This is a genomic window from Halobacterium noricense (assembly GCF_021233435.1).
GTDB lineage: Archaea > Halobacteriota > Halobacteria > Halobacteriales > Halobacteriaceae > Halobacterium > Halobacterium noricense.
In genome coordinates, this window is the sequence record NZ_CP089469.1 from 329,997 (window position 1) to 353,751 (window position 23,755).

At 55.9% G+C, this 23,755-nt stretch carries 20 protein-coding genes; 9 read left to right on the forward strand and 11 right to left on the reverse strand.

All coding sequences use genetic code 11. The features are described from left to right. Positions 1-538 precede the first annotated feature (538 nt). From LT974_RS17290 to LT974_RS17300, 3 genes are all read right to left on the reverse strand, one after another. The gene (locus LT974_RS17290) at positions 539-2,686 is read right to left on the reverse strand and encodes a type B DNA-directed DNA polymerase (RefSeq protein ID WP_232590504.1); all 2,148 of its coding nucleotides are present in this window, start codon (positions 2,684-2,686) and stop codon (positions 539-541) included. A gap of 199 nt (positions 2,687-2,885) precedes the next feature. Then, positions 2,886-3,158 carry a hypothetical protein gene (locus LT974_RS17295; protein ID WP_232590506.1) on the reverse strand — a complete coding sequence of 91 codons (273 nt, stop codon included), beginning with the start codon at positions 3,156-3,158 and terminating at the stop codon, positions 2,886-2,888. Between the two features lie 421 nt (positions 3,159-3,579). Beyond that, positions 3,580-4,203 (reverse strand): hypothetical protein, encoded by a 624-nt coding sequence (locus tag LT974_RS17300; protein WP_232590508.1) that lies wholly within the window; start codon positions 4,201-4,203, stop codon positions 3,580-3,582. A 137-nt stretch (positions 4,204-4,340) separates the two neighbouring features. Here LT974_RS17300 and LT974_RS17305 point away from each other — a divergent pair, with 137 nt between their 5' ends. Both LT974_RS17305 and LT974_RS17310 read left to right on the forward strand, forming a co-directional pair. Continuing rightward, on the forward strand, positions 4,341-5,081 hold the full coding sequence (locus LT974_RS17305) for a hypothetical protein (protein WP_232590510.1): 741 nt from the start codon (positions 4,341-4,343) through the stop codon (positions 5,079-5,081). Between the two features lie 198 nt (positions 5,082-5,279). Further along, positions 5,280-6,446, forward strand: a complete 1,167-nt coding sequence (locus LT974_RS17310; RefSeq protein ID WP_136361172.1) for an ISH3 family transposase — start codon at positions 5,280-5,282, stop codon at positions 6,444-6,446. 260 nt (positions 6,447-6,706) lie between these two features. Here LT974_RS17310 and LT974_RS17315 read toward each other — a convergent pair whose 3' ends face one another. Then, positions 6,707-6,997 carry a winged helix-turn-helix domain-containing protein gene (locus LT974_RS17315; RefSeq protein ID WP_232590513.1) on the reverse strand — a complete coding sequence of 97 codons (291 nt, stop codon included), beginning with the start codon at positions 6,995-6,997 and terminating at the stop codon, positions 6,707-6,709. An 830-nt stretch (positions 6,998-7,827) separates the two neighbouring features. Between LT974_RS17315 and LT974_RS17320 the strand changes: the two genes are divergently transcribed. Both LT974_RS17320 and LT974_RS17325 read left to right on the forward strand, forming a co-directional pair. Beyond that, on the forward strand, positions 7,828-8,439 hold the full coding sequence (locus LT974_RS17320; protein WP_232590515.1) for a winged helix-turn-helix domain-containing protein: 612 nt from the start codon (positions 7,828-7,830) through the stop codon (positions 8,437-8,439). Beyond that, positions 8,436-8,918: a hypothetical protein gene (locus tag LT974_RS17325; protein WP_232590516.1), complete on the forward strand. Its 483-nt coding sequence runs from the start codon at positions 8,436-8,438 to the stop codon at positions 8,916-8,918. The genes LT974_RS17320 and LT974_RS17325 overlap by 4 nt, the downstream gene beginning before the upstream one ends. An 80-nt stretch (positions 8,919-8,998) precedes the next feature. Here the strand turns inward: LT974_RS17325 and LT974_RS17330 are convergent, their stop codons facing one another. The 4 genes from LT974_RS17330 to LT974_RS17345 all read right to left on the reverse strand — a co-directional run bounded on the left by LT974_RS17330 (position 8,999) and on the right by LT974_RS17345 (position 11,392). Then, the gene (locus LT974_RS17330) at positions 8,999-9,646 is read right to left on the reverse strand and encodes a ribonuclease H-like domain-containing protein (RefSeq protein ID WP_232590517.1); all 648 of its coding nucleotides are present in this window, start codon (positions 9,644-9,646) and stop codon (positions 8,999-9,001) included. Continuing rightward, positions 9,643-9,963, reverse strand: coding sequence for a hypothetical protein (locus LT974_RS17335; RefSeq protein WP_232590518.1), 321 nt, complete (start codon positions 9,961-9,963; stop codon positions 9,643-9,645). Before LT974_RS17335 ends, LT974_RS17330 begins: the two co-directional genes overlap by 4 nt. Before the next feature lie 2 nt (positions 9,964-9,965). Further along, positions 9,966-10,910: a hypothetical protein gene (locus LT974_RS17340; RefSeq protein ID WP_232590519.1), complete on the reverse strand. Its 945-nt coding sequence runs from the start codon at positions 10,908-10,910 to the stop codon at positions 9,966-9,968. Positions 10,911-11,233: 323 nt separating this feature from the next. Continuing rightward, complete coding sequence (locus tag LT974_RS17345; RefSeq protein WP_232590520.1) at positions 11,234-11,392, reverse strand: hypothetical protein; 159 nt, start codon at positions 11,390-11,392, stop codon at positions 11,234-11,236. 446 nt (positions 11,393-11,838) lie between these two features. Between LT974_RS17345 and LT974_RS17350 the strand changes: the two genes are divergently transcribed. Then, on the forward strand, positions 11,839-12,525 hold the full coding sequence (locus LT974_RS17350) for an SOS response-associated peptidase (RefSeq protein WP_232590521.1): 687 nt from the start codon (positions 11,839-11,841) through the stop codon (positions 12,523-12,525). 18 nt (positions 12,526-12,543) lie between these two features. On the opposite strand, the gene LT974_RS17355 is transcribed toward LT974_RS17350, so the two are convergent. The 3 genes from LT974_RS17355 to LT974_RS17365 all read right to left on the reverse strand — a co-directional run bounded on the left by LT974_RS17355 (position 12,544) and on the right by LT974_RS17365 (position 16,468). Further along, complete coding sequence (locus tag LT974_RS17355) at positions 12,544-13,572, reverse strand: Cdc6/Cdc18 family protein (protein ID WP_232590523.1); 1,029 nt, start codon at positions 13,570-13,572, stop codon at positions 12,544-12,546. Positions 13,573-13,794: 222 nt separating this feature from the next. After that, a complete protein-coding gene (locus LT974_RS17360; protein WP_232590524.1) occupies positions 13,795-16,296 on the reverse strand; it encodes an AAA family ATPase in 2,502 nt (833 codons plus the stop codon). Next, positions 16,283-16,468: a hypothetical protein gene (locus tag LT974_RS17365; RefSeq protein ID WP_232590525.1), complete on the reverse strand. Its 186-nt coding sequence runs from the start codon at positions 16,466-16,468 to the stop codon at positions 16,283-16,285. The genes LT974_RS17360 and LT974_RS17365 overlap by 14 nt, the downstream gene beginning before the upstream one ends. A gap of 227 nt (positions 16,469-16,695) precedes the next feature. Here LT974_RS17365 and LT974_RS17370 point away from each other — a divergent pair, with 227 nt between their 5' ends. Genes LT974_RS17370 through LT974_RS17385 form a run of 4 tightly spaced genes read left to right on the forward strand, consistent with a single transcriptional unit; the run spans position 16,696 to position 23,752 of the window. Beyond that, positions 16,696-16,923 (forward strand): hypothetical protein, encoded by a 228-nt coding sequence (locus LT974_RS17370; RefSeq protein ID WP_004594467.1) that lies wholly within the window; start codon positions 16,696-16,698, stop codon positions 16,921-16,923. Then, entirely contained in the window at positions 16,916-20,215 is a 3,300-nt protein-coding gene (locus LT974_RS17375) for an ATP-binding protein (RefSeq protein ID WP_232590526.1), read from the forward strand. The genes LT974_RS17370 and LT974_RS17375 overlap by 8 nt, the downstream gene beginning before the upstream one ends. Next, positions 20,215-20,856: a DUF7680 family protein gene (locus tag LT974_RS17380; RefSeq protein ID WP_004594464.1), complete on the forward strand. Its 642-nt coding sequence runs from the start codon at positions 20,215-20,217 to the stop codon at positions 20,854-20,856. The genes LT974_RS17375 and LT974_RS17380 overlap by 1 nt, the downstream gene beginning before the upstream one ends. 7 nt (positions 20,857-20,863) lie before the next feature. After that, positions 20,864-23,752: a DUF1156 domain-containing protein gene (locus LT974_RS17385; RefSeq protein ID WP_232590529.1), complete on the forward strand. Its 2,889-nt coding sequence runs from the start codon at positions 20,864-20,866 to the stop codon at positions 23,750-23,752. Positions 23,753-23,755 lie beyond the last annotated feature (3 nt).

Genomic DNA, 23,755 nt, shown 5'->3' on the forward strand with positions numbered 1-23,755 from the left:
CGGGAATGCTATAGAGACCCCCCTGATTCGGAGTGAGGTGTTCACCGAACTAATGGACGATATTGATGCCAGCTTAACAGGATGGATGTAGATTGGAGCTGGAGGGACACACCCCCCTGATTCGGAATGAGATCCCGTAAGACTGACCGTATGGGCGCGATCTTCCAACAACCAACTAGGCGGTTCTTAACTAGGACGAGTCATTCTCTCCAAACCGCAAGATAGTGTAGACTTCCAAGGATCAATTGTCTAGTTATAACCCTAGCTTTATTACCTAGCTACTCTAAAAGTTCACTAAGTGAAATACGGTACTAGTTAGAAGTATTCGTGAATACGCCTAACACTGGAAGTACAGCTATTCTATCCTTTGAATTGAAGCAGTAGACCATACGTCGAGGGCGTATAACCGACGAATCCATTACTGCAACCTTCTCATCGGGTGGAACCGTGGCCTCTAATCAGGTGGTATGGAGGGTATAATCTCATTCCGAACGAGGGGGGTGTGTGGTTCCACCCGCATCTTGTTGCAACCACAGGGTCAGAACGAGGTGATCTTAGTCGTTCGTGTCTTTGCCAACCTTCGTCGAATATCCGACCGACTCCATCCAAGCGGCGAGACGACACTCTCGACAGCTCGGACCAGCCGCGTCTCGTAGTACGATGGATCATACTGGTCCGTCTCTTCGTGAGCAAGGGCGACACGCTCTCGTGACGTCTTCTCGTCGTCGACGACCACATACTCGACATCCTGTCCGGGATGGACAGCGAGGTCCTGGTCACGAGCACGCTCGAGTGCCGCCACGTTCTGGGTGTACTGCGTGTACGCCTCGACAGGCTTCGAGACTCGGTTCCGTTCAACGAGTTGGTCGGAATCGACATCTCCAGCGTGAAGTTCCGAAATCGCCCGCTCCAAGCGACTGATAACCGCGTCTGGAGATTGCGTTTGACCGAGGATCTCGAGACAGTCGCGCTGGACGTCTTCAATGAACTCCGGCGTGGATCGTTGTCGGGCTTCGATGCCGCGTATCTTGAACTCATCCTTGCCCGTAACCTTCCCGAAATACTTCGTCAGCGCGCCGGCGTCGCTCTCGCGCTGGGGAACGAACGCCACCCACTCGTACTCGGCTTCATATTCGAGACGGATCTCGACGGTGTCCGTGATCTCGGCGGCCAACGTCTCCAGTGATTCTCGTTCGTCGTCGCTGACGTCCGGGTCTGGCGTCACCCAGATCGAGTCGACGATCCCGTGAACGACACGCCATCCGCCCGCCTCCAACCGCTGTTTCGCAGTCAATAGGATCTCCCGAGCGAACGCGTTGATTGCTTCGTGGCACTCGATCCGCCCGAATTTCGCGTTACTGAATCCCTGATATCCAAAGCACGCGACGAGAATCCACTTCAGCGCGGCCGACCGCCCCTCCAGTTCGTCGAGACGGTTTTGGTCAGGCACCTCTCGCTGCTGTTCGCGACGAATATCGGTCTTGATCTCATCGCGATCGTCGACTAGCGGTTGGAGGACGTCGACGAGGTAACCCTGTTCATCGCAAATCGAGTAGCCGAGGCCGAGAACGTCCTCGCGATCACTGTGGCAATCACACCGAATGACGTCGGGCGAAACGTTCCGCGTGCAGATGATATTCGGATACAGGCTCGAGAAGTCGAGTTCGTGGACGTTCTCGTGGAGGCCAACCTCGGGCGCGAAGATGAACCCGCCGCGGTCGGCGTCGTGGAGCGTCCCCATCGGCTTGTAGAACTCGTGGCGCCAGGAGTTCCACGGGACGAGGACGCCGCGGTCGTGGGCCTCGCAGATCTGGATCGCAGTGAGCACGTTCCCGATTGACGCCCACGCGAGCTCCTGGACGGGCTTGTTCGAGCGCGACACGAGGTCGAGGACGCCGTCGAGGTTGGTCTCCCCGTAGAAGAACGTGTTCGACTCGTCGATGATCGCCCGGCCGGGCACGTTGTACCGCGCCGGTGAGTGACCGACGCGACCGTAGCTCGAGTACGTCGATCGGCTCGCAAGCTGCTGGTAGTCGACGTCCGGCCACCGACTCAGCGAGAAGTCGCCCACGCCGGCGTCCGTCGCCATCTCGTAGAGCGTCGGGACGATCTCGCTCGTCGAGCAGACCAGGACGTCCGGATCGTGTGCTTCGAGCGTCCCCTGGACGGCGGTCAGGAGATCCGTCGGCGAGCCGGTGACGGTGTTGCCGGCGACGGACAGTTCCTCGTAGACGTCGTTGCTCGTTTCGGTCACCGGAACACTAAGCCGGAGCGTCGACAGCTCGCTCGCCGGCGTCGGATCGGCGCCGGTCTCCAGACAGTACCGGAACTCTCGCGAGAAATCGACATTGAAACAGGCAAGATCACCGACTGGATAGGCCGACAGCTGGCGCGCTTGCCGGGCGAGTGGGGTGACACGGTCGATATGGGCGACGTCGACGGCGAGGACTGTCTCCTCGTCTCGTCGAAAGCCCGGCTGTCGCGCAACCAGTTCGGTCGCGACGACATCCGGGTGCTGGTCGTACACCGACTGGAGTGTCGTGAGGTTGAGGTCGGTCGCTGGGTCGTGAGCGGCGACGTAGAAGCGTGGGGTGTAGTCATCGCGCTCGGTCGCGACGGCGCCGACGGCGGTTGCCTCCCACTCCAGAACGCGGCCGTCGTTTAGGAAATCGATACTGAACGGCATCTACGTCTCTCTGACGTTCGAGTCGCCGATAAGCGATGGCGTGTCGTTTCCGGATTTCGACGTAGGGTCCCCAAGGACGCCTCTACTGGTGTTTTCTGGCCGTTTGTCTGTACTTCCTCACTTCCGGAGCGATTTCCGGGATCCTCTCGGATTACGACTTCGTGATGTCCTGTCGCCTCTTCGTTCGGATCATCGTTAGTCATAGGTCCTCGAAGTGGTCGTCAATCGCAGATTCGGTGAATTCCTCGCGGAGCTCGCACTCCTTTATTTTCACCTGCGCATCGAGTGTTCCCGCCAGTTGGTGTGCTAGTGTTCTTGATTCGTCATCAAGGACGTCGCTCATTCCGGAATCAAGTTTCTTGATGATGGCTTCTCGAGCATCGTTTGCGGCCTCGTGGTTGGTGAAGACACCGTATGGATAGGATCCCGACGGACCATCTGTATACACGACGAACGCTTTCGTGTTCGCCATCGATTTCACCTACCTTGTGGTCGTCGCTATCTGAGCACTCGCTCGTTTCTGGAGTATTGGCGGGGAGCCGGAGGGAGCTATTCCCGACTTTCCGTAACGTCCTATCGCCGCTTTCTTCTAGGTCATTCATGTAAGCGTACGCTGTTCGGTACCTGCGGCCGGCAGTGTCCGCCCCTCCTTGTGAGTGGTTAACTCAATGAGAGTTCTCATGCAGACTCCTAAAAGAAGCTTGCACTAAATGGTGCTGGTCAGGGGAGTAAGCGGACCGCTTACCGGGTAAAGCGGGGATTGTTTCCGAGTTATTAGACAAGTCGTCACTAGATCCTAGCTGCGTACTCAACGCACATCTCTTGGCCAGTTTCCAATTAGAGTGAACGGGTAGAGATGCTAAGTACAGGGCTAAGGGACACCCGCCCTAGAATCAGTTATTGTCCGAGAGGTTATCCGCTATCTCAGTCAGAGAGTTTTTGCTGAGCCAGTCTTCCCGCGGTAATACTTCACGTTCGAGAGCCTTCTGGCGTTCGGTGACACCAGTGTAGGTGTCTAATCTGAATATACTGTTAAGCGTCCCGTAGTTGGATGCTCGCTGAATTGCAAAGGCTGCCGAATCGTTCTCCATTTCGAAGATAGGTGTTACCCGGTCATCGGCATATTCGTTGAAAAGATCGAACCCCTCTGTTCGTCGGTCACACGGAATCACTGTGTAGTCCTCGTAATCCTGAGCCCCGTACTGTCCGCCCGAGATTGCAGCATCCAGACTTTCGAACTCCACAAGAGCCCACCAATTTTGATCGGCGTCGACGAATATGTCGATCTCTTCAGCTGGCTTATCGTTGAGTTGTGTTACATGACCGATTGCGACACCGACACGGGCCTCGTTTTGCTCACCAACAATTACTGTCGGCCAATTATCCTCCGTCGTTTTGACGACTTCCAAATCCTCGAAGTCCAACTGTAGAAACGTAAATGAGTCCTCGTAGTCCGTATAACGCTCACCGTACGGTCCCCATGGAAGATTGACACCATCCACAAATTGTTCACTCATAGCATGCGATATTCTCCCTAATAACAAAGACTTGACTCCGATCTAGCTATGTAACATTCGAGAAACAGATTTATTATTTAAACGACACCATCTGATGTCTATAATGAGGATGGCTGCTCTGCCACAATCGATGTGCAATGGGTAAGATGGCGCAAAATACGGATACAGACGAAGTCTATGGTGTGCAGCTTGCTCGGGCTCGGGACGCTCCAACGCGGTTTGCGTTCGCAATACTGACGCTAAGTACCCGATTGTGGGCAGCGCTCGTTATCGGGTTGCCGCTCGCGTGCCTCCTGCTATCCCCAGTTCACGACGTGTTTATCACGGCTGCCGCTGGGTTACCGTTCGGCATCTCATTATTGCTTCTATGGCTTAGCCACGAGTTCGCAAACTCGCAATTACGCGTCGATACTGCTGAGCGAACGGTAGTAAAATCGAAACCATACGGTATGGGCCAGTATTCCCCGGTTGATGCTGATGATGTCGGTCACGTCTCAATTATCCAGCTTTCCGACGTTGCCCTCGTGAATCTACACTATACTGGGCCGATATTCTCTAAGCCGCCGGATGCAACGATCACTGCAGCACAGATCGACGACGTCAAATCACAACTCGAAGAGATGGGCCTTGAAGTCTCCATTCAGAACGTCACACCTCAATTAGTTCCACTTGACCCCATTCTGGCGCGAATCGTCGTCACGCCGATTGTACTTCTCGGCACGCTCCTTGTTGTTTGGTTCGTGTATGGAACCGAGCCATTTCTCAGCAACTCCGTGATCGTGCCGACAATCGTGCTAATTGGCTATGGACTCTACGGCGTGATCTGGCGATACCGTCTTCGCCACTCCAACTCGGAAAACAGGCCGGATTCTCGCTGATAGGCCGGGCAGAGTATTTCCTGTTCGAGTAAGCGGAAACGACCCAGTTGTACGGTATCCTCACTTACTGAGCAGCTGGTTCACTCCCAGCCGGATGGTGGTATTCTGCCTCAATAGGTTGAGCAGCTTCGATAAGTACAGCCCCTATACTCAGTACATCACAAAGCCGCTTAGTTAGAACGTCTGCTTGCTGAAGGTGTGTCTACGACCCAGCAAGCAGACAGTGAGATTCACGAGGACCAGCTTCTTAACTTTCTCGTCAACACCCTTGAGGAGGAAGTTCCGCTTTCCTTAGCCAATAACGCTGAAATCACTACTGAGGGCATCTATGAGGTCCTCGTCGGCGCTTGCGCCGACGGGACCTCTGTCTCTACGCTCTGTGCGTCGAGTCAGAACGGCCCCGCTGCCAACACGATCCTCTACCATCTCCGGACGAAGTTCGAGCCCAAACGGCTCGAACGAGTCGCTAACACGCTTCTTCGACGAGATATCGTCGAACTGCTTCCTGAGCAGGTGGAGGTCTGCGCAGACCTCCACCTGCGGCCCTACTACGGTGATGAAGACGACACGGAGAACCTCTATCACTCGGAAGCCAAGCGTGGAACCACCGCATTCCACGCCTACGCCACACTCTACGCGCGTGTGAAGAACAAACGATATACGCTGGCGGTGCGCCGTCTCGAAGACGGCGACACCGCCAGCAGTGTCCTCGCTGAGTTTCTTGGTGTACTCGACGGCCTTGACGCCGATGTCAAGGCCGTCTACCTTGATCGCGGATTCTACGACAGCAAGTGTCTCACGCTGTTGCAGGCGCACAACTACGCCTACGTGGTCCCGATCATTCAGTGGGGGAAGACGATTCAGCAGGAACTTGCGGAAGGGTGGAGTCGCGTCATTCAACACGATCTGACGGGGAAACTCGACGGTCACAGCTGGACCGTCGAGTTTCCCGTCTACATCGACTGTACGTACCTGAACGGACGGTACGACGACCACGGTGTGGCGCGTCACGGCTACGCCGCTGACGCGCCGTTTATCGAGACACCACGCCAGGCTCGATACCATTACTCGAAACGCTTCGGTATCGAGTCAAGCTATCGCTTGTCCGAGCAAGCGATAGCGACGACAACGACGCGAAACGCGACGGTGAGACTTCTGTACGTTGTGGTGAGTCTGCTCTTGCAGAATGCGTGGCGGTATCTGCACTACGAATACGTGGCGACGCCGCGCCGAGGCGGGCGTCGCCTCTGGTGGTGGCCGTACAAGGAGTTCGTGAATATGGTTCGGCGGGCTGCGTGGACGGCCCTCGCGGTGCGTCGGGCCGTCCCCGCGAATCGGCCACCTGACGACCGGTTCCACCGGTAGTCACCGACCGAGCAAGCTCCCTTCAGGAGTGGCAACGCTGTCGCGTCGGCGGCTGACTGCCGCCGACAGCGACAGCTCCCTCTTCGATCAGCGTTGCTCGACCGTTACTGACGACTCATCACAACAGAACAGATGGCTCAGGTCAGGCTAACTGGCGATGCTTTGTGAGGTACTGATACTTAGCGAAACCAGTCACGACATCGAAGCCGTCCTCCTCCAGATAATTCGGGTTGAAACCGCCACTCACTAGGTGTGCTTTATTAACTGTCGGTGTCGTCGGTCAAGTCTGGGAAGTCCTCGGCGGTGGCATCCGGGTCGTGGAGGTATTTTCTCCCCTTCTCTGTAATTGCGTAGTAGTCGTTGCGGTCGGGGTCGCGCTCAACAAGCCCGTTTTCTTCGAGTTTCCAAAGCCGCCGATTCACTTGTGAATAGGACACAGACGTCTCAAGGTTCGCATGAAGGACTTTCGGCGTGACAGCAATATCTTGCTCGTCAAGCCACTCAAGGACAATATCGTCAACCTTGCTAATCCATGGGACGTGGGGCCGCATATTCCGTATCGTCAATGGAGAGGTCCATAATGACGGTGGCAGATTTCATCATATCTGTGGGAATATGCTCGCTATATATTGGTAGGCCCATAGGTGGCTTACCAGAATGAAACACGCTAGCTGTGCAGCCCTGCTGAGCGGCTGTTTCACTCTGAATCCACGCTATGAAAACCCGCCTTGATGTGGTGAGTGGTTTCGATACGTACAGAGGATTTAGTGAACGCACCTCCGTGTGCGAAACAGCGCAGGTTCAGACCACACACCCCCCGCTTGCGAAATGTAGATGACCTACTGAGCGCCTTCAGCCGGTACTAAGTCTTGATGACGAAACGAGATTGGGAGCTCTTCGTCTGTTTCTACGTCTTGAAGAATATACGAGTATCCATCTGTGGTTCGTCCGGTTTCCGTCCCAAGGTCGTCGGTTAGAACTTCAACAATCTCACAAACGACACCGTGATAGCGAGAGTCAGGATCGTCAGAGCCGGTGTAGATTTGCACCCGGTCACCGACCGAATATGAATTACTCGCCGGTTGCGGGATGTCCTCCATTGATTCGTTTTGCGTCGACAGACCCTATCAGTCCATCGTTACATCCGCAGTCTCACTGGACGGTTGTTCCAATTCGGTTGTTCGCGAACCCACTCCTCGTGACTGTTCGCATAACACCCTCGACAGGGTGACAGCTCACAGCCGATACCTCGCCGTCTCGGAACTGCCATCGATTTCGTCGAAGGGCGAATCGAGACTCTGTGGGAACTTCAGTAAGCAGCCAGGTGAACAAAATGCTGTCCCACAGATTATTATACTGTCCCAGCGTTGTTTGGCATATCATGTCCGAGGAGATGGCCCCGGCCGATCGAATGATTCCGGATGGCGGGACCGAACATCGCAACGTAAACGATGTCGTCGAAGAAGAATGGATTGAGGAGACGACGCCGTTTGAACGAGTGTACGAAATCATCCGTACTACCTACGACCCTGCGTCCGCCGGAGAGATCGCCGATCGCGCCCGCGTCTCGGCAACCACGGCGCGAAAGCACCTGCGAACGCTCGAAAGCGCTGGCGAAGTGACACCCTCCCAAGACGGGCAGACGACGTGTTACCGACGATCGGAAACGGCGATTGTCACCGAACATGCACAGTCGCTGCTCGCGGAACTGTCCCCGGAAGAGATCGCGTCCGGTATTGCTGATATGAAGGGACAGATACAGGAATGGCGTGAGGAATATGGTGTCGATTCACCCGAAGAATTCGCCCGTGAACTAGACGTCGACGACGTCGATAGCGACTACGGTGCGCTCCTCACGGAATGGCAAACGACGCGACGCAACCTCGCACTCGCACAAGCAACACTCGCAATCGGTGAAGCAAGCAATACTGGCCACCTGACTGGCACAGATACCGACGATGAGGGCGATAGCGATGCATCCATCGTCGTATGACCAACGACGAGACCCCTTCTCAACAGTCTCAGCCGGTCGAGCAATCAGAGGTATTTGGGCCTATCGACGCCGGGGCGTTACGTGAGATTCGAGACCTGATCATGGAGCAGGAGCCGCTGGCCGAGACAGCATCACTAGACGACCCATTGAATCCACAGACGCTCTCGGTCGAACTGTCCGATGGAGTCGGTGCAGCGTCAACTGCTCGGATCGACATCCGGTGGAGTCTAACCGAAAACTATGCGATCCACTACACAGACGACCGGAATCAGAATTTCCGGTTCGATTGCCACCCAAAACCGGACGCGCCGAGACGACATTTCCATCCACCACCCGACGCTCCGAGTCGTCCCGTAGAGGAATCCTGCATTGCTGTGTCTGAGACCGGCCTTGTGACGAGAGCGATTCTTCAGCGATGGAGATACGCCTATGCTCACGAGACGTTCAAGGGAATCAACGACGCCGAGAACCCGCCATAGCTCGAGTCCTTGACGAGAGGCGTGTCCTCCTTGCTCAACTGGCGGGGGACTCGTGTTTTCGGGATGGATACAACTTGCTCTCAGACGATTGGTTCGAGTGACTTCATCGAGAAGTCCGACTTCGAACAGTACCGTTCTGCGAGCTCCATCAACGCTCGAGTCCGTCGGACATCGGCGACGTTGTGGATGATGAGTGGCTCGTAGGTGCCCTCCTCCCACGCAGTCACTGCCTCACTACTGTCGGTAAATGGATCAAGCTCGTTCATTCCAGCGCCGATCAGTTCCTCGTAGACGCCACTCAGCGTGTCTTCGCTGGTATTGAAGCGTGTCTCGAAGACATCCATCACGTCGACGTATGGCAGCGTTCCGAAGGGCCACTCGAGCCCGTGCGTACAGAGGCGAGTCCGGAGAAACGGCAAGTCAAATCCGCCGTTCCACCGTTCACCGTTGTACGCGACGAGCTTTGCATCACGTTGGGTGAGTGTCGACGTGACGAACGTCGCCAGTTCGTTCAGGAGATCCTGTTCGCTGTCATGGAGTGAGAGCTGTATGGGTGTCTGGAGGGTGTTGTTGAGCCGCGCTGCTAGGGCTGCGGGAGGTGACGTTCCATCTATATTGAGAAGCACTCGCGACGAGACCGCCGAGTCGAACCCAACTACTGTGAGTTTGTCACCGGTCTCGAACCCCGTTGTTTCGATGTCGAAGGCGATTGTCGTCAACTCAGTCATTCTACACCTCCAGTGTCACCTTCGGCGGGCGATTGCTGTTGCTCGCCCCCAGCTTTCGAAAGCCGTTGCTCAAGCTCTGTCAGGCGTTCCTCGTGGTCGTCGAGGCGAGATTCTTGTTCGAGATCGATGCTGAGCAGCGCCGGCAGCAGCGGATTCTGATGGTTCAACAGCCCGCTCGCGTCGGCGTGGTCGCGGGCGTACTCGAACAGCCGGTCGAAGCGCGGCTGGTCGCGACGCCGCAGTGCCCGGCGGAACTCCGCCCACCGCTCTTCGATGGCCCGGAGCGCATCCCGGTACGTCGGGTTTGTGCGCCCCATCGCTATCGGCCTCCTGTCCCGGTCGCGGTCCACGCATCGAGCAAGGGGTCCGCAGTGGCCGCCACCGTCTCACCGTCAGCGGTGACGCCTGTCCCGACACCCTCCGGAGTCGGCGTCGACGGCGCCGGCGTCGTCGGTTCCACGCCGACCTGCGTGGCGCGTGCCGCGAGCAGCTGCCGCCAGTACGCGAACGTCGTTTGGTAGTACGCGCCGTCGTCGACGGGGTAGACGAGCGTCTCGAAGTCCTCGCCGACGACCCGTGGGCCCATCCGGGTCTGCTCGCATTCCAGGTGGTGGTCGGCGGCCGTCGCGATTGATTCGGTGAATTCGTTTCGTTCGTTTCGCGTAACGAGCACCGGGATGTCGTACCCCTCGGCGTAGGTCGCTAACCGGGCGAGAGTTCGGGTCTGGAGGGTTTTCGCGTGGGTCTCGCCAAGTGTATCGTCGGCGCGATACTGGGCGTCGACGGCCGGCGCGACGATGAGGGCGGGTGTATGGGGCGACGTGTCCTCGTCGCGACCTGGCGCCCCTCGACCGGCTGCCCGGGCGTTGGCGGTGGACGTCTGGATTACTTTGTTCACCGCTGACGGGAGATCACAGACGGCGCCGTAGTGCTGGTAGGCGGTGAATCCGCGGGCAACGTGAATTCGGTTGAGCAACCGTTGACTGGGCGAGATTTGGGCGAGTGTCGTCGTCGTCGCGTGGCCGTTTGCGTCGACCCAGAAGGCGGGCCCGTCGTACAAGAGGAGATGGTCGAGTACGAGCGACTGCAGGATCGGGACGCCGCGGCCTCCCTCGACGTCGAGCAGGGTGATGCCGTCGTCGAGCTGCGGCAACAACATCCCGTCCGTGGCCGGATCGGCCTGGTCAGCGAGGGACCGATTGCGGTCGGCTCCCCGTGTCGGCTGGTCCACCGCCAATCGGTTCGACGTTGAGTGTTCTCCCATATTCGATTAGTTGTCTACGTTCCCGATAAGCCGCGGCGTGTCGCTTCCGCGTTTCAGGGAACTCGACTTGATTCCCTCCAATCCCGGTACGGTCCCGAGTAGTCTCCGTTTGGATCCTGTTTCCGAGAATAGTTCCTGACTTGAGCGTACTTCGTGTTAACCAACACCCGGCCGTATTGACGGCGGTGTGTTGGTTAAACCTACCCAGCTGCAGTCTCGAGCCTGCCTGCTCGGAATGTTAATGCTCAACGCCACGTTGGAAGAGGTGCTCTATGAGCTACCCACGAATCCACGTCGACCACCGAAACCCCGATCACCACGAGTCAATGCACCCAACTCGAAATATCGTGAACGCCCACGTTGTTGCCGGGGAATTTCTCACTTCGCGGTACCACGAGGCGCTTCAAACTGTTCTCCATCCCCTCGGCGAGTCTCTTGACACCAAAGACCAACATGCGCTCAACGATCTTGGCATCGTCCATGTTACTGGTTCCTTGAACGAGCTTTCTCCTATCGTTCGCACATACGTCGAACTCGATGAGTATTGGACACGTACCCATCGTACTGCGCTCAACGAACTATTCGCTGATCGACGTGCTCACGTCCTGAGTTGCTGTACGCGGTTCCTTTCTGAGTTCCCTCGACACACTCTTGAAGCCGAATCTGGCCGTTCCGGAACTGCGCTGGATACTACCCTTGCTCCGCTTCTCGAGTGCGGATTTCTCTCACACACAGATGATGAGAAAACCCCATACTCTGTTGATGAACACCACGCGCTATATCGACCGACTGAACGGCTCTTCGACGCACTTCTTGAACAAGCAGCTGTTCTCTGTAAGCTTCTGCCGCCGACCGAGCTCTAATCGACGATTCAGAGCCGTTCACATTTCCAGATACGTTGAAGACTCTCCCGGCCGGACCCGGATGTATGTGTGGCCGGAACTCGCTCTTCATCGACCAAGCAGACCTCGAGGCCCGCTTCGACGCCGAGGTCGTCGCGGACGGCGGGTACACCCCCCGATACAACATCGCGCCTGGCGACGACCTCCACATCATCACGAACGAGGCTCAAGACGAGATCGACGCCTACCACTGGGGGCTGATTCCGTTCTGGGCGGACGAGCCCGAGGAGGGCATCATCAACGCTCGCTCCGAGACTGCCGACGAGAAGAGCGCGTTCAAGCGGGCATGGGAATCACGTCCCTGCCTCGTCCCCTCGTCAGGGTTCTACGAATGGAAATCGCCGAACGGCGGGTCGAAACATCCCTACCGGATTCACCGCGAGGACGACCCCGCGTTCGCGATGGCCGGACTCTGGGACGTCTGGGAGGGCGACGACGAGACGATCTCGTGCGTCACGATTCTCACGACGGAGCCGAACGACCTGATGAACTCCATCCACGACCGGATGCCTGTCGTCCTTCCACAAGACGCTGAGTCCGACTGGCTCGCCGCAGATCCGGACACCCGCAAGGAACTGTGCCAGCCGTACCCGAAGGCCGATCTGGACGCCTACGAAATCTCGACGCGGGTCAACAACCCCGGCAACGATGATCCCCAGGTCATCGAGCCGTTGGACCACGAGCAATCCGGCCTCGGCGAGTTCAGTTCCTGATAGCTGACGGAGTCACGGTCACTGCATCGGCGACGCCGCCGCTGAATCGACGAGCGAGTACTCTCGGTCTCGGCTCGTCCCTTCCGCCTCGAGGAGGTTGTACTGCTCCATCTTCGAGAGGTACGTGCGGATAGTCCGCTTCGTCCGTGGATCATCGACCTCCTCGGAATATCGCTCGTGGATTTCGCTCGGCCCGACCGGGCCGTACTCGCGAACGATGTCGTAGACGACGCGCTGGTGCGGCGTGAGCGAGTCGAGGCTCTTCTGCTTGATCTGGGCCCGAGCATCCTCGGCGGCATCCAGGAGAATGTCGTCGGTGATGCGCTCGTGGTTCTCGCGATCTGCTTTGCCGGCGGCCGTTCGAATGATGCCGATTGCGAGGCGGGCGTCGCCGGCGGCCGCGTCGGCGATCCGGTAGAGCTGGTCGTCGGTGATGACGTCCTCATTGAGTCCCCACTTCGCCCGCGCATTCAGAATGTCGTACAGCTGCTCGTCGTGGTACTTGTCCATCCGGACGTGTTCGCTGGAGCGCAGCCGGCTCACGAGGCGGTCGTCGACGCGGCTGAACAGCTCCTCTTCCTTGTTCGCGATGCAGATGATCGCGAACTGCGGGAGGCTGTGGAGGTCGTAGATGACGCTGGGGTCTTCGAGCTGGTCGACCTCATCGAGGATGACGACGGTTCGCGGGCCGTCATGCTGCTGGAGGCGATCAACGAGTTCGTCGTGCGGCGTCGACTGCCGGTGGATGTCGATGGTCGCGCCGAGGTCGTCGAGGATCTGGTAGAGCGTGCGGAACCGGGTGTAGTTGCGCCAGCAGTTGACGTAGATGGCCTCGACGTCGAGGACCTCTTCACGTAGTCGTTCCGTGACGAATTTCGAGATGCACGTCTTGCCGGCGCCGCTGGGTCCGGTGACGATAGCCGTGTCGGCGGGTTCACCGTTCGTGATTGGCTCGAGGACGCTAGAGAGATGGTTGACTTCGGCGTCGCGATGCTCAACTTCCCGAGGGACGAACCCGGCGCGGAGAACGCGAGCATCGCGGATCATCTTTGCTTGATAGACTGGTTTTAGGTCAGATAATAAAAGCCTGATCGGGTTGTTTCCGGAAAGCAGCCTGAGCAGTAAATCGAGAGGCAATATCCGCGCGCTGTGTGTTGGTTTGACCAATAGAAGCATAGGATTTCCGGAACCATCTGATCTCACATTCCATTTCAGTCGGAATTAACGGTCATTCTATGTGATAGGGTTATCTCGGTGGATGTCTGGTAGCTACGTTTTCAATAATATCGAACAATCGCATTCAATTCCTGTGTCACTCTCACTTCGCCAGGATTCGCAGTCATCACAGTGAATTACTTCGAAGATTTTCTCGAAAGCCTCTATGTTTGACTGAAGTTCGCCTTTAGTGAATGACGCAGCCTCTGGCTCAGAATAGTGGACATTCTTATTCATTCCCCAGAGATTCTGATCGATAAACATCTGCATGTTGCCGATCGTATCGAGCAAGTCATCAACTTCTCCATCATTTAGTGTAGTCTCGTCGTCTGTTTCCCCCTCTCTTAGTCGATCGGAAAGCACGGGCATTAGCGAATTAAGATAGTCACTTAGCGAAAGATTTCGTATCTTGTCGAATCTAACTTCTACATTGAAATTCTCGCATCCCCTCGCAACATAGTATTCGGACATCTTCCGTGCCCAAGCTGCTGCTGCCGTTAGATCATTATTCTCGAGATGGTATTCGATATTTTCACGAGGCTGGGTGATATCGATGTGCTGGTGTACGCCAGCGTGGTAGCTCCAGCTACTCAAATGAACTACGTTTTCCTCACTGTCGATGTGATCGCTGCGTCGGAGATGGCGGCTCCAGACCAAATCGTGAGTCGTGAATAGGAACTGAAACTCGTCCCCGTATTCAGAATTTAGAATGCGGGCCACGTTTGCTCGATGATCGGCATCAACGGAAGAAAGAACGTCATCCAGTAGCACAAGATCAACCGACTCCGGGGTGACGGCACGGGTCATTGAAAGGAACAGCGCTAACCCAATGATGTCCTGCTGACCCTCGCTGAACAGCAGGTTCGGACGATGTGTCTCGCCGTCGTGGAACGGGACTCGGAACTCAACTCCGGCATCTGTTGATTGAAACGTCCCGTCATCCGGATCTACCATCAACTCACTGGAGAAAGTATCGAGGAGAGATACGAACTCATTGTATATTTCAGACAGCGTGTCGTCCATAAGCTGCTGTCGGACGCTCTGAAACTCTGTGAAGACCGTTTCGGCGATCCTATGGAGGCGCTCTTTTTCATCAAGAGTTTCTACAGTCTGCTTGTATTTCTCGTAGCGCTCGGTCGCTACTGCAAGCGTTCTATAGGCGGCCATTTGATTATCGGGTTCTTCAACTTTCTCGGAAATCCTCTGGAGATGATTGAGCGTCTCGTTGATGTCTGCTGGAATCAACGAAGCTTCGAGTTCTGTAGAATCCACTTCTATGTGGGGAATATCAAGGAGATCCCCTGAGGTGAGTTCATTCCGTGTCTCTGCCAGCTGTTCGCTGAATTCTACCAAGCGTTCCTGTTCTGATATGATGGGCTCGTAATCTTCTGGAATCTCGTGTTCAAGATCTTTGATAAGCGACTCCAGAGGTCGCTCCAGATCACGAAAGGCGCTCTGTAGATTGTCAATCCGTTCGCTAATATGGTTTCGCAGATGTTCAGCCTCGGTAACATTTTCACGCCGATCATCTAGTAACCCCGCCAAGTCGCGGTCGCTCCAGTCATCCAAGCAGAGTGGACACTGGTCGGTATCGTCATCAACGAGCTTCTGTCCCTGCTGAATCAGGCTTTGTGCCTGGATATCCCGTCTCAGTTTTGGGCGGGAATCCAGCTTCTCAATTGTGCCTATCAAATCCTCGAAGGGTTCTATTATATCCTCTCGGATATCGTCTACGCCTGAAGCGACGTCACCGAGCCTGTCGACGGTCTTGGTGCGGGCAAGTGGATGAACGGAGGGTTGGCTCGGTTCGGTGATTCCGTCGGTGAACTCTATCGTCCCAAGATCATCTATTGGATCTGCGTCGTACTCGGCTCGAAGTGCGTTTACCACCTCCAGCGCAGTCGTGTCGGAAGCCACGGCAGGAGCTCCTTTGCCGAGAATTTCCTCTGCTCCCGTTTCTAATTCGTCATAAAATTCTCTACGCGCCTCGTCCATTTCCTCTTCAGTCTGACTCCGTTGGCTTTCGAAGTCTCCTTCGGCCCGTTGGAGCGTTTTCCGGTACTGATCAATCCTGTCCAGCCGGAGCATTTCGTTTAATGCCTCTCCTCGCTTGCTGTCTGGAGCATCGACGAATCTTAGCAAGTCCTCACGAGTCAGGAAATTCAGCCTGCTTTTCGTCGCTGCCTGAAGAGTTCGAATAGATTGGGGGAGTCCTTCGTCGTCTTTCTCGTCACTTCTGGATACAAGTGTGAGTTCACCGTCTTCAAGACATCGCTGAATACAAACTTCGATATCTTCTGTTTCAAAGGTAGCGGTTACTTCACACTCCTCTGGACTAGCTTCTCGATGGTGAATGTCATCAGTTGGTGACTTGCGGCCAGTTCCGGTGCCCGTTACGTTCGATACTTCTCCTGTGAGTAGGAACTCAATCGCCTGAATGATGCTACTCTTACCGACTCCATTCGGTCCATAGATGAGAATTCCGTCGGAGGAAAAATTGATATCAAGACAGCGGATTCCCCGAAATTCTCTGATCTTAAGACTACTCAGTCTCATCAGTAATTCCCTTACTTACTGCGGATTTTACGAGATCGACCGATTCTAGTCCTAGGTCGTCTTCGTCTTGTAGAGCAGCGATAACGGCATCTGGAATATCCTCATCGTTCTCAATTCGTCGCTTGAACTCCGAGAGAATCTCCCTATGTAGGCTATTGAGTTCTTTCGTCATAGATTCACTTGGTGATTGCTAAGGGTATATTCCTTTTCCAACCCAGCTGTAATGGGGTTGTTCGAAGGTCTCAATAGTGAGTCAATCATCACCGATGACTACATCTACACACTGATAGAGTTAATCGAGATCTATCTCTGTAGGATGGTAAATCAAAAATTGGGGCATCACTCGCTTTAGACTAAGTAAAGGTTATAACATTCCCGTCAGGTGATGTGAGTATCCAGATGACTCAGAAGACAATTGGACAGAACACCGGCCAATCGGGTCGGGTGAATCTGTCGGGCCCTGAACTCGACCAATTTGATGCGGAGGTTGGGGACGCTATCAAGGTCGATGTCGCGGAGTCGAAGGGGATCGCCAAGGCGATCATCGAGAACAGCACGGAGTGTGAATTCGTAATCGTATCCAAACCAGAAGCTGATTCCTCACCCACGGAGGAAATCGATGAGTAGTGAGTATCCCTCTCTCTTCGAAAGCTGTCAGCCACGAGACGACGTCTTAGACGGCTCGCTCCAGGAGGAACAGTTCGCTGCGAAACTCTCGACTGTCGTCCACAACCCTGAGAAGGCAGCACCAGTCTATCGAGACCCCGACTCGTTCTACGATATGACCTATCCCACGGAGGGTCTCCGCACGCTGCTCTCCAATCTCACGGGGCGTTTCTTGGCGACCACAAAGTACGACCCCGGCTCGTATACTTCGAGCATTCTCTGTCTCGACACACGGTTCGGTGGTGGGAAAACGCACGACCTTATCGCCTCTTACCATCTTGCTGAGAACCCCGTAGATATTGACGACCTCTCGCACTACCTGCTGGACGGCGACGAGGAGCTTGCGGCCGACTATCAAGATGCGGTGGCAGAGGGCCTCGATATTGCGACGGGGGTCTTCATCGGAACGAAGGCTGATAGCAAGGATGCCCGCCATGCCGACGACGATCCGGATGCTCCGAATACCCGGACAATGTGGGGTGAACTCGCGTACCAGCTCTATGGGCTCGATGGCTACGAGTACCTCAAGGACTACGACCAAGACCGGGACGCCCCCGGTGAGGGGACGCTCTCGAAACTCTTCGCTCAGCACGACCAGCCGGCCCTCATTCTGATCGACGAAATCGCCGACTACATGAACAAAGCCGCGGGCACGCCTGTCGGCGACAAGACGCTCGCCGATCAGACGCTTTCGTTCGTGATGGCGCTCCTCGAAGCGGCTGCCGAGTCGGAGCACGTCACGGTCGTCTACTCTATCGCGGATACGGCGTTTGGTGAGCAGGCTGACCGGGTTCGTGATGGCGTCCGTGATCACATTGAGGAGGTCAACGAGATCGGCCGGCGGCAGCACAAGACGGTCACACCGACCGACGAAAACGAGATCGGACAAGTCCTTCAACACCGTCTCTTCTCGGAAGTTCCAGAAAACGCCGCGAGCGAAGCCGCTGACTCATACTTCCAATTCTATGATCAGGAAGACCGGCAGTATCCACAGGAAGCCACCGACGCTGGCTACGTGGATGTCCTCGCTCGCGAGTACCCCTTCCATCCCTCCTTAATCGACGCTCTCACGGACAAGATCGATACAATCCCTCGATTCCAGCGCACGCGTGATGCCCTCCGCTTGCTTGCTCGAGCCGTCTACTACCTCTGGAATCACCAGCCCGACAGTTACGACCGCCACTGGATTCGGATCTACGACCTCACAGTCGCTGATGACGATCCTGGCGGTGGGATTCAGACGATCCTTCGTGAGCGCCTATTCGACTTCGTCGATCTCGGTCCCGCAGTGACCGCCGACATCTACGACGACGATGGTACCGCGCACGCCCAGCTTGAGGACCGAAAATGGACCGAAAACGGTCTCCCACCTCTCGGTACCCATCTGACGACGACAGTTCTCTGGCACAGCCTTGCATACGGAGAACAGGCTGCAGGCCTAACTCACGCCGATCTGAACCTCGCTATCGGCCACCCCGATCTGAACTTCGACGACTACGATGCCGCCCTATCCGCACTCCGGGGCGACGATATGGACGTCGCGTGTTACTTCCTCTACGAGGAAGAGCGCCTCCGATTCAAGCAAGAACCAAATCTGATCCGGATCATCGACCAGCGGATCGAGTCTACCCCCGAAGCAAGCGCTCATTCGCGTTTCCAGAACCGTCTCACCTCGAAGGAAATCGGCGATGGTGGCTTCCAGCCGGTGGAGTTCCCTGAATCGCCGGCGGACTTACCGGATACCCCGGATACGCCGAAGCTCGCGGTGATGCATCCGGACACCGCTGCTGTCGAAGACGGCGGCGATACGCCGCCAAATCGTGTGACTCAGCTCTACGAGCAGCAAGCTGCAAAACACGAGGGAGAGACTGAGACGCGAATCTACAAGAACTACGCTCTGTTCCTCGCCCCTGACGCTGATCGAATGGATGCTGCAATCGACGAGGCTCGGCGTCTCGAGGCTATAGAGGCTCTGCTTGATAGCCCTGAACAGAAAGCCGACCTCTCCTCGGAACAAATCGAGGAGCTTCGAGAACGGAGCGACGAGGCACAGCTGATGCTCGGAGAGCTCGTTCGGAACGTCTACCGGCACCTCTACTACCCTGACCGGGACGGGCTTACTCACATCACCATCGGTGCGACCGAATCCAACGGCGGGACGACACTGGTCGACGCTGTCCAGACAACGCTCGAGGATAAGATCGTGAAACGCGACGCCGGCGCTCGTGGGTCCGCTCACGTCCAACAGAAACTCTGGCAGCAGACCCAGGACGCTATGTCCACCGAAGCGCTGGTCAACCAATACGCGAAGAAGCCGGGGCTGGACTACCTCTTCAGCACAAAACCGATTCGGGAGACTGTCTCCTCCCTCGTTAGTGACCACGGGTACGCATACTGGGATGGCGAGTCTGGGACAGCGTACTGGGTCGGGACAACGGAGCCTGAAACGTGGCCGCATCCGGAACCGTTCGCGAAATCTCCCGATGTCGAGACCTCGATTCGGGACAGCGATGTCCAAATCGGGAGTGCCTTCGTCGTTTATCGAGATATCGACGCGCTCGTCGATGACCACCTCGACGAAATCGACCGGCCAGAACAGACGGTTGCTACCTGTGCCGAGTGTGGGGCGGAGGTTGAAAACCCAGAAGGAAGCGAACCCTACTACTGTGAGGAACACCAGTCCGATACGACCTGTAGCTCCTGCGGAAAAGAGGTCGCTAGCGAGCAGCTGCTGGACGCACGCGGACGCTGCGAGGAATGCCAGCCAGACGAATCCTGGGAAGCGAGCAAGAAGATGATGTCCGCTTCGCGGGCGTTCTCAGAGGTTCGTCGCGATGCGGAATCGAAGGCCGGAACTGACCGGACGCCGCTGCTTGAAGAGGTGACCATCCAGGTCGGTGGGGACGAACCTTTCCAAGCGGCCAAGTTCATCAGTCAGCGCCCCGGATTCAAAGCCCGCGAAGACTCGGTGACGGTTCGAATGCAGTACGAAACCCGGACTGACGACGGGACGTACAGCGCGGAATTCACGGGGTCACCGAGCCGATTCCGGGACGTGATCGACCAGCCCGGCTCGTTCGGCGATGATCGAGAAACCATCCAGTTCCGCTTCCAGTTTGACGAGCCCGAACCGATTACTGACGAGGGTGACGACCTTCTCGCTGCCCTCGATAATGACCTCGATGCGGGCAACATCGACGTTCGGGTCGAAGGGCGTGGCCCGATTCAGGCGAGCTCGGAGGTGACGGTCTGATGGCGAGTCGCGGTTCGGAATTTGAGACCTCACCCGCCGAGGGGACAGAGGAGGATCGGCTGGTTCGCTACGGGACGAGTATGTTCGGTGGCCGCCCGACGTTCACGCTCGTCCGACGAGAGACAGACGGTGGCGGCGAGTGGACGCTCCACGAACTACTCCCTCGTGAACAGGCTGAAGCCCGCCGTGATCGCCTAGAGCGAGATGGTCGTTCGCTGAGTATCACACCAGTCGAGGATCTCGTCTCGGACATCGCTGGCGACGACCTCCTTTCCAAGCTCGATGGTTGGACGTGGGATGAGTGGGCCGGCGCAAAGGTCGCACGGCTTGACCCGACCCGCGTCCGTGCGCTCCAGGACGTCGTCCGGGAGGCGATTGAAGGCACGCCAGGAGATTCATCAGAAGTTCTCACTGGCGGGGCTGGGTTCGTGTTCCTACCCGAAACGGCAGGCGTCCGGCTTGCTGTTGCCTTCCGTGGCGTGAAGCCGATCCAACGTATCGACCGGATGCGGTCGCTGGCTCGCGGCGTTGCACGGATGAGCGATGAGGAGTGTTACTACTGGTACGCAAAGTGTCGGTCTCCGTCGAGTCCGAACGGCGAAAAGGCCCTTCGAGTGTTGCTGACGGACCATATTGAGTGATTTAACGATGAGCCAAAATCCCGAAAGCCAGGACAGTGATTCGGAGCTGAAGCGTGTCGCAATTGAGGGGAACCTCCCCCTGAAGGCGGTTGGCATCGAGAATCTGAAAGAGGCTAACCCCTACTTTATGCCGCCTCATCGGTATCTTCACCCGTGGTTTGCACGTCGTCCAACTCCAGCTTCTAGACTGGCTATCCTTGCGTCCATACTTCCTCCAGAGGTGGACGCCAACACGCTGCTGGATTGGATGCAGATCAAGCCTCGTGACGAAATCGACGTCGATATTGAGGAATACGTGGCAGAAAAGAAGCGTACTGAAGATGATCGGGATGGAAACTTAGAGGACCACTACGGATATCCTCGCCCGTACACTCGGACACCGACTACAGATGAGAAATCGGAGATGCACGAGTTGCTTCGGGAGCATTGGGACGGAGAGCTACCTACTGTCTTAGACCCGACTGCCGGTGGGGGCGTTATTCCGTTTGAATCTCTGCGCTATGGCCTACCGACAGCAGCGAACGAACTCAATCCCGTCCCGACTGTGATGCTTAAGGTTCTTCTTGAGTATGCGCCGAGTGTTGGTTCTCTCCAGAGCGAACTCAATCGGTGGGGTGACCGAATTGATGAACTCGCTGAGGAGGAGCTTGAACCTTATTTCCCCAGCGAGGGTGAACGTCAGACCCCCTCACACTATGCTTGTACCTATGCAGTAGACTGCCCGGAGTGTGGTTGCGATATCCCTATGGCAAAGAAATGGTGGCTACAGAAGCGATCCTCCTCGAAAGGAGTTGCAGCACGTCCTTCCGTATCCGAGGACGGGACTGAGATTGAGTACGAGGTCGTTAGGCTACCGGACGATGTCAAGAAATCTGAGTACAATCCGCAGGACGGCCCCCATACTCGTAGTGGTGCTGAGTGCCTGAATTGTGGAATCGTGATGGAATCGGATGCAATACAAGACAGAATTCGCGATTCCGAATTCAGATACGAGATCTATGGGGTAAAATATGAGAAATCATCCGGTGGAACTGCTTGGCGAGCACCCACACAAGCAGACTACAAAGCACAATCTAAAGCCGCAGATCGTATTGACACAGACTTTGAGCTAAGCACACTCCTTGACGTCAAGCGATATATTGGCGATGAAGATAGAGCAGGTCCTTACGGCGTTACAAAGTGGAGAGATGCTTTCACTCCAAGACAACTTGTAACCCAGTATGAATATCTCCAAGCATACAAGCAGTGTCAGGAGGAGATACTCAACCAATATGATGAACAGAAAGCTGAGGCGGTGCTCACAATACTGTCCTTGGTAGCTAGCAAAGTCATCGACAGAAATACACGATTCTCGCCCCTAGACACAAGTAATGGGCTTCTGGGCGATGCATTAGGTGGTAAGCACTTTACTCTCCAATGGGCTTTCGTAGAGAACAATCCTGCTGCAGGCAACCAAGACCACCAGGACCATCTCGATCGTGTTCGAGACTCTTACGAAGAGATAGCTACATATCTGGAAGATGAAGATGCTGATGATGTTCAAATCTCACAGAGGGACGCGGCAGATCTACCGATAGACTCGGATTCTATCCAATCCATTATTATTGACCCCCCATACTACGATAGCATCATCTATTCTGAAATGTCTGATATGAGCTATGTTTGGCTCAAAGAGTATCTCCAAGATATTCATCCAGAAGTATTCACTGACGACCTTACTGACAAAAGCCAAGAGGCGGTTGCCAATGTGGCCGAATACGAGGAGGTCGCTTCGGATTCCAAATCTAAGTCCGAATTAGCTGCCGAGGACTACGAGAACAAGATGGCGGAGATTTTCCAAGAACTCTACCGTGTTCTCGAGCCCGGCGGTGTGATGACTGTCATGTTCACTCACAAGGAGTCTAGTGCCTGGGACACTCTTACAAAGTCGCTGATTCGATCTGGGTTCACTATCACATCAACCCACCCGATCACTAGCGAGATGCCCCAGCGGACCGACACCCGTGGTGGAGGTTCAGCTGACAGTACTCTGCTGCTCACAGGGAGAAAACCGCACGATAGTAAGACGGAATCTGAAGCGGTTCCAACCCTGTGGAGCGATGTCCGTGCTGAGACCCGTGAAGTAGCGAAAGAGGCAGCGAGAGACCTGCTTGATGCTGGCCTCTCTCTGACGAAAACAGACGTCATCATTTCGGCGTTCGGGCCGACACTGCAAGTTTACGCAGATGCCTATCCTGTCGTCGACGACCAAGATAATGAGATTCCTCCACGGCGAGCTCTAGAAGAAGCACGCGAGGCCGTAACGCGAGTCCTCGTCGAGGAATATCTTGAAGGCGAGCGACTAGACGACTTGGATGACATTACAGAGTGGTATATCCTCTCCTGGCTGGTTCACGAATCCGACACCTTCCATTACGATGACGGCCATCAGCTGGGGCTCGGTATTGGTGTCGACATTGACGATATTAAGCGCTCTACGAAAATTTGGGGGAAGAAACGTGGGGATATTCAGCTGAAAACTCATGAGGACCGCGTCCAAGATATCACTCTGCCACCCGAAGAGAGATCTAACCGGACGCCCGTCGATCCTGAAGCGCTGTCCTACACGATCGCCCTCGATGCGGTTCACGCCGCTATGCACGTCTACGAGAAACAGGGCGAGGACGTCGCGATCGATTGGCTCAAAGAACGCAACTTCGACACAGACGCGGGCTTCAAGGCAACACTGAAAGCTCTCCTGCAAGTTCTTCCCCAGAGGAGTTCGGAATGGGAAGCCGCTCGTGACCTCGCCTTAGGTCGGACCCACGACGCACTTGGTCTCGAATTCACCCCCACTGATTTCACTGACGTCTCAGAAGACAGGGCCGAACAGACCGAACTCGGTGACCATGCCTAACTC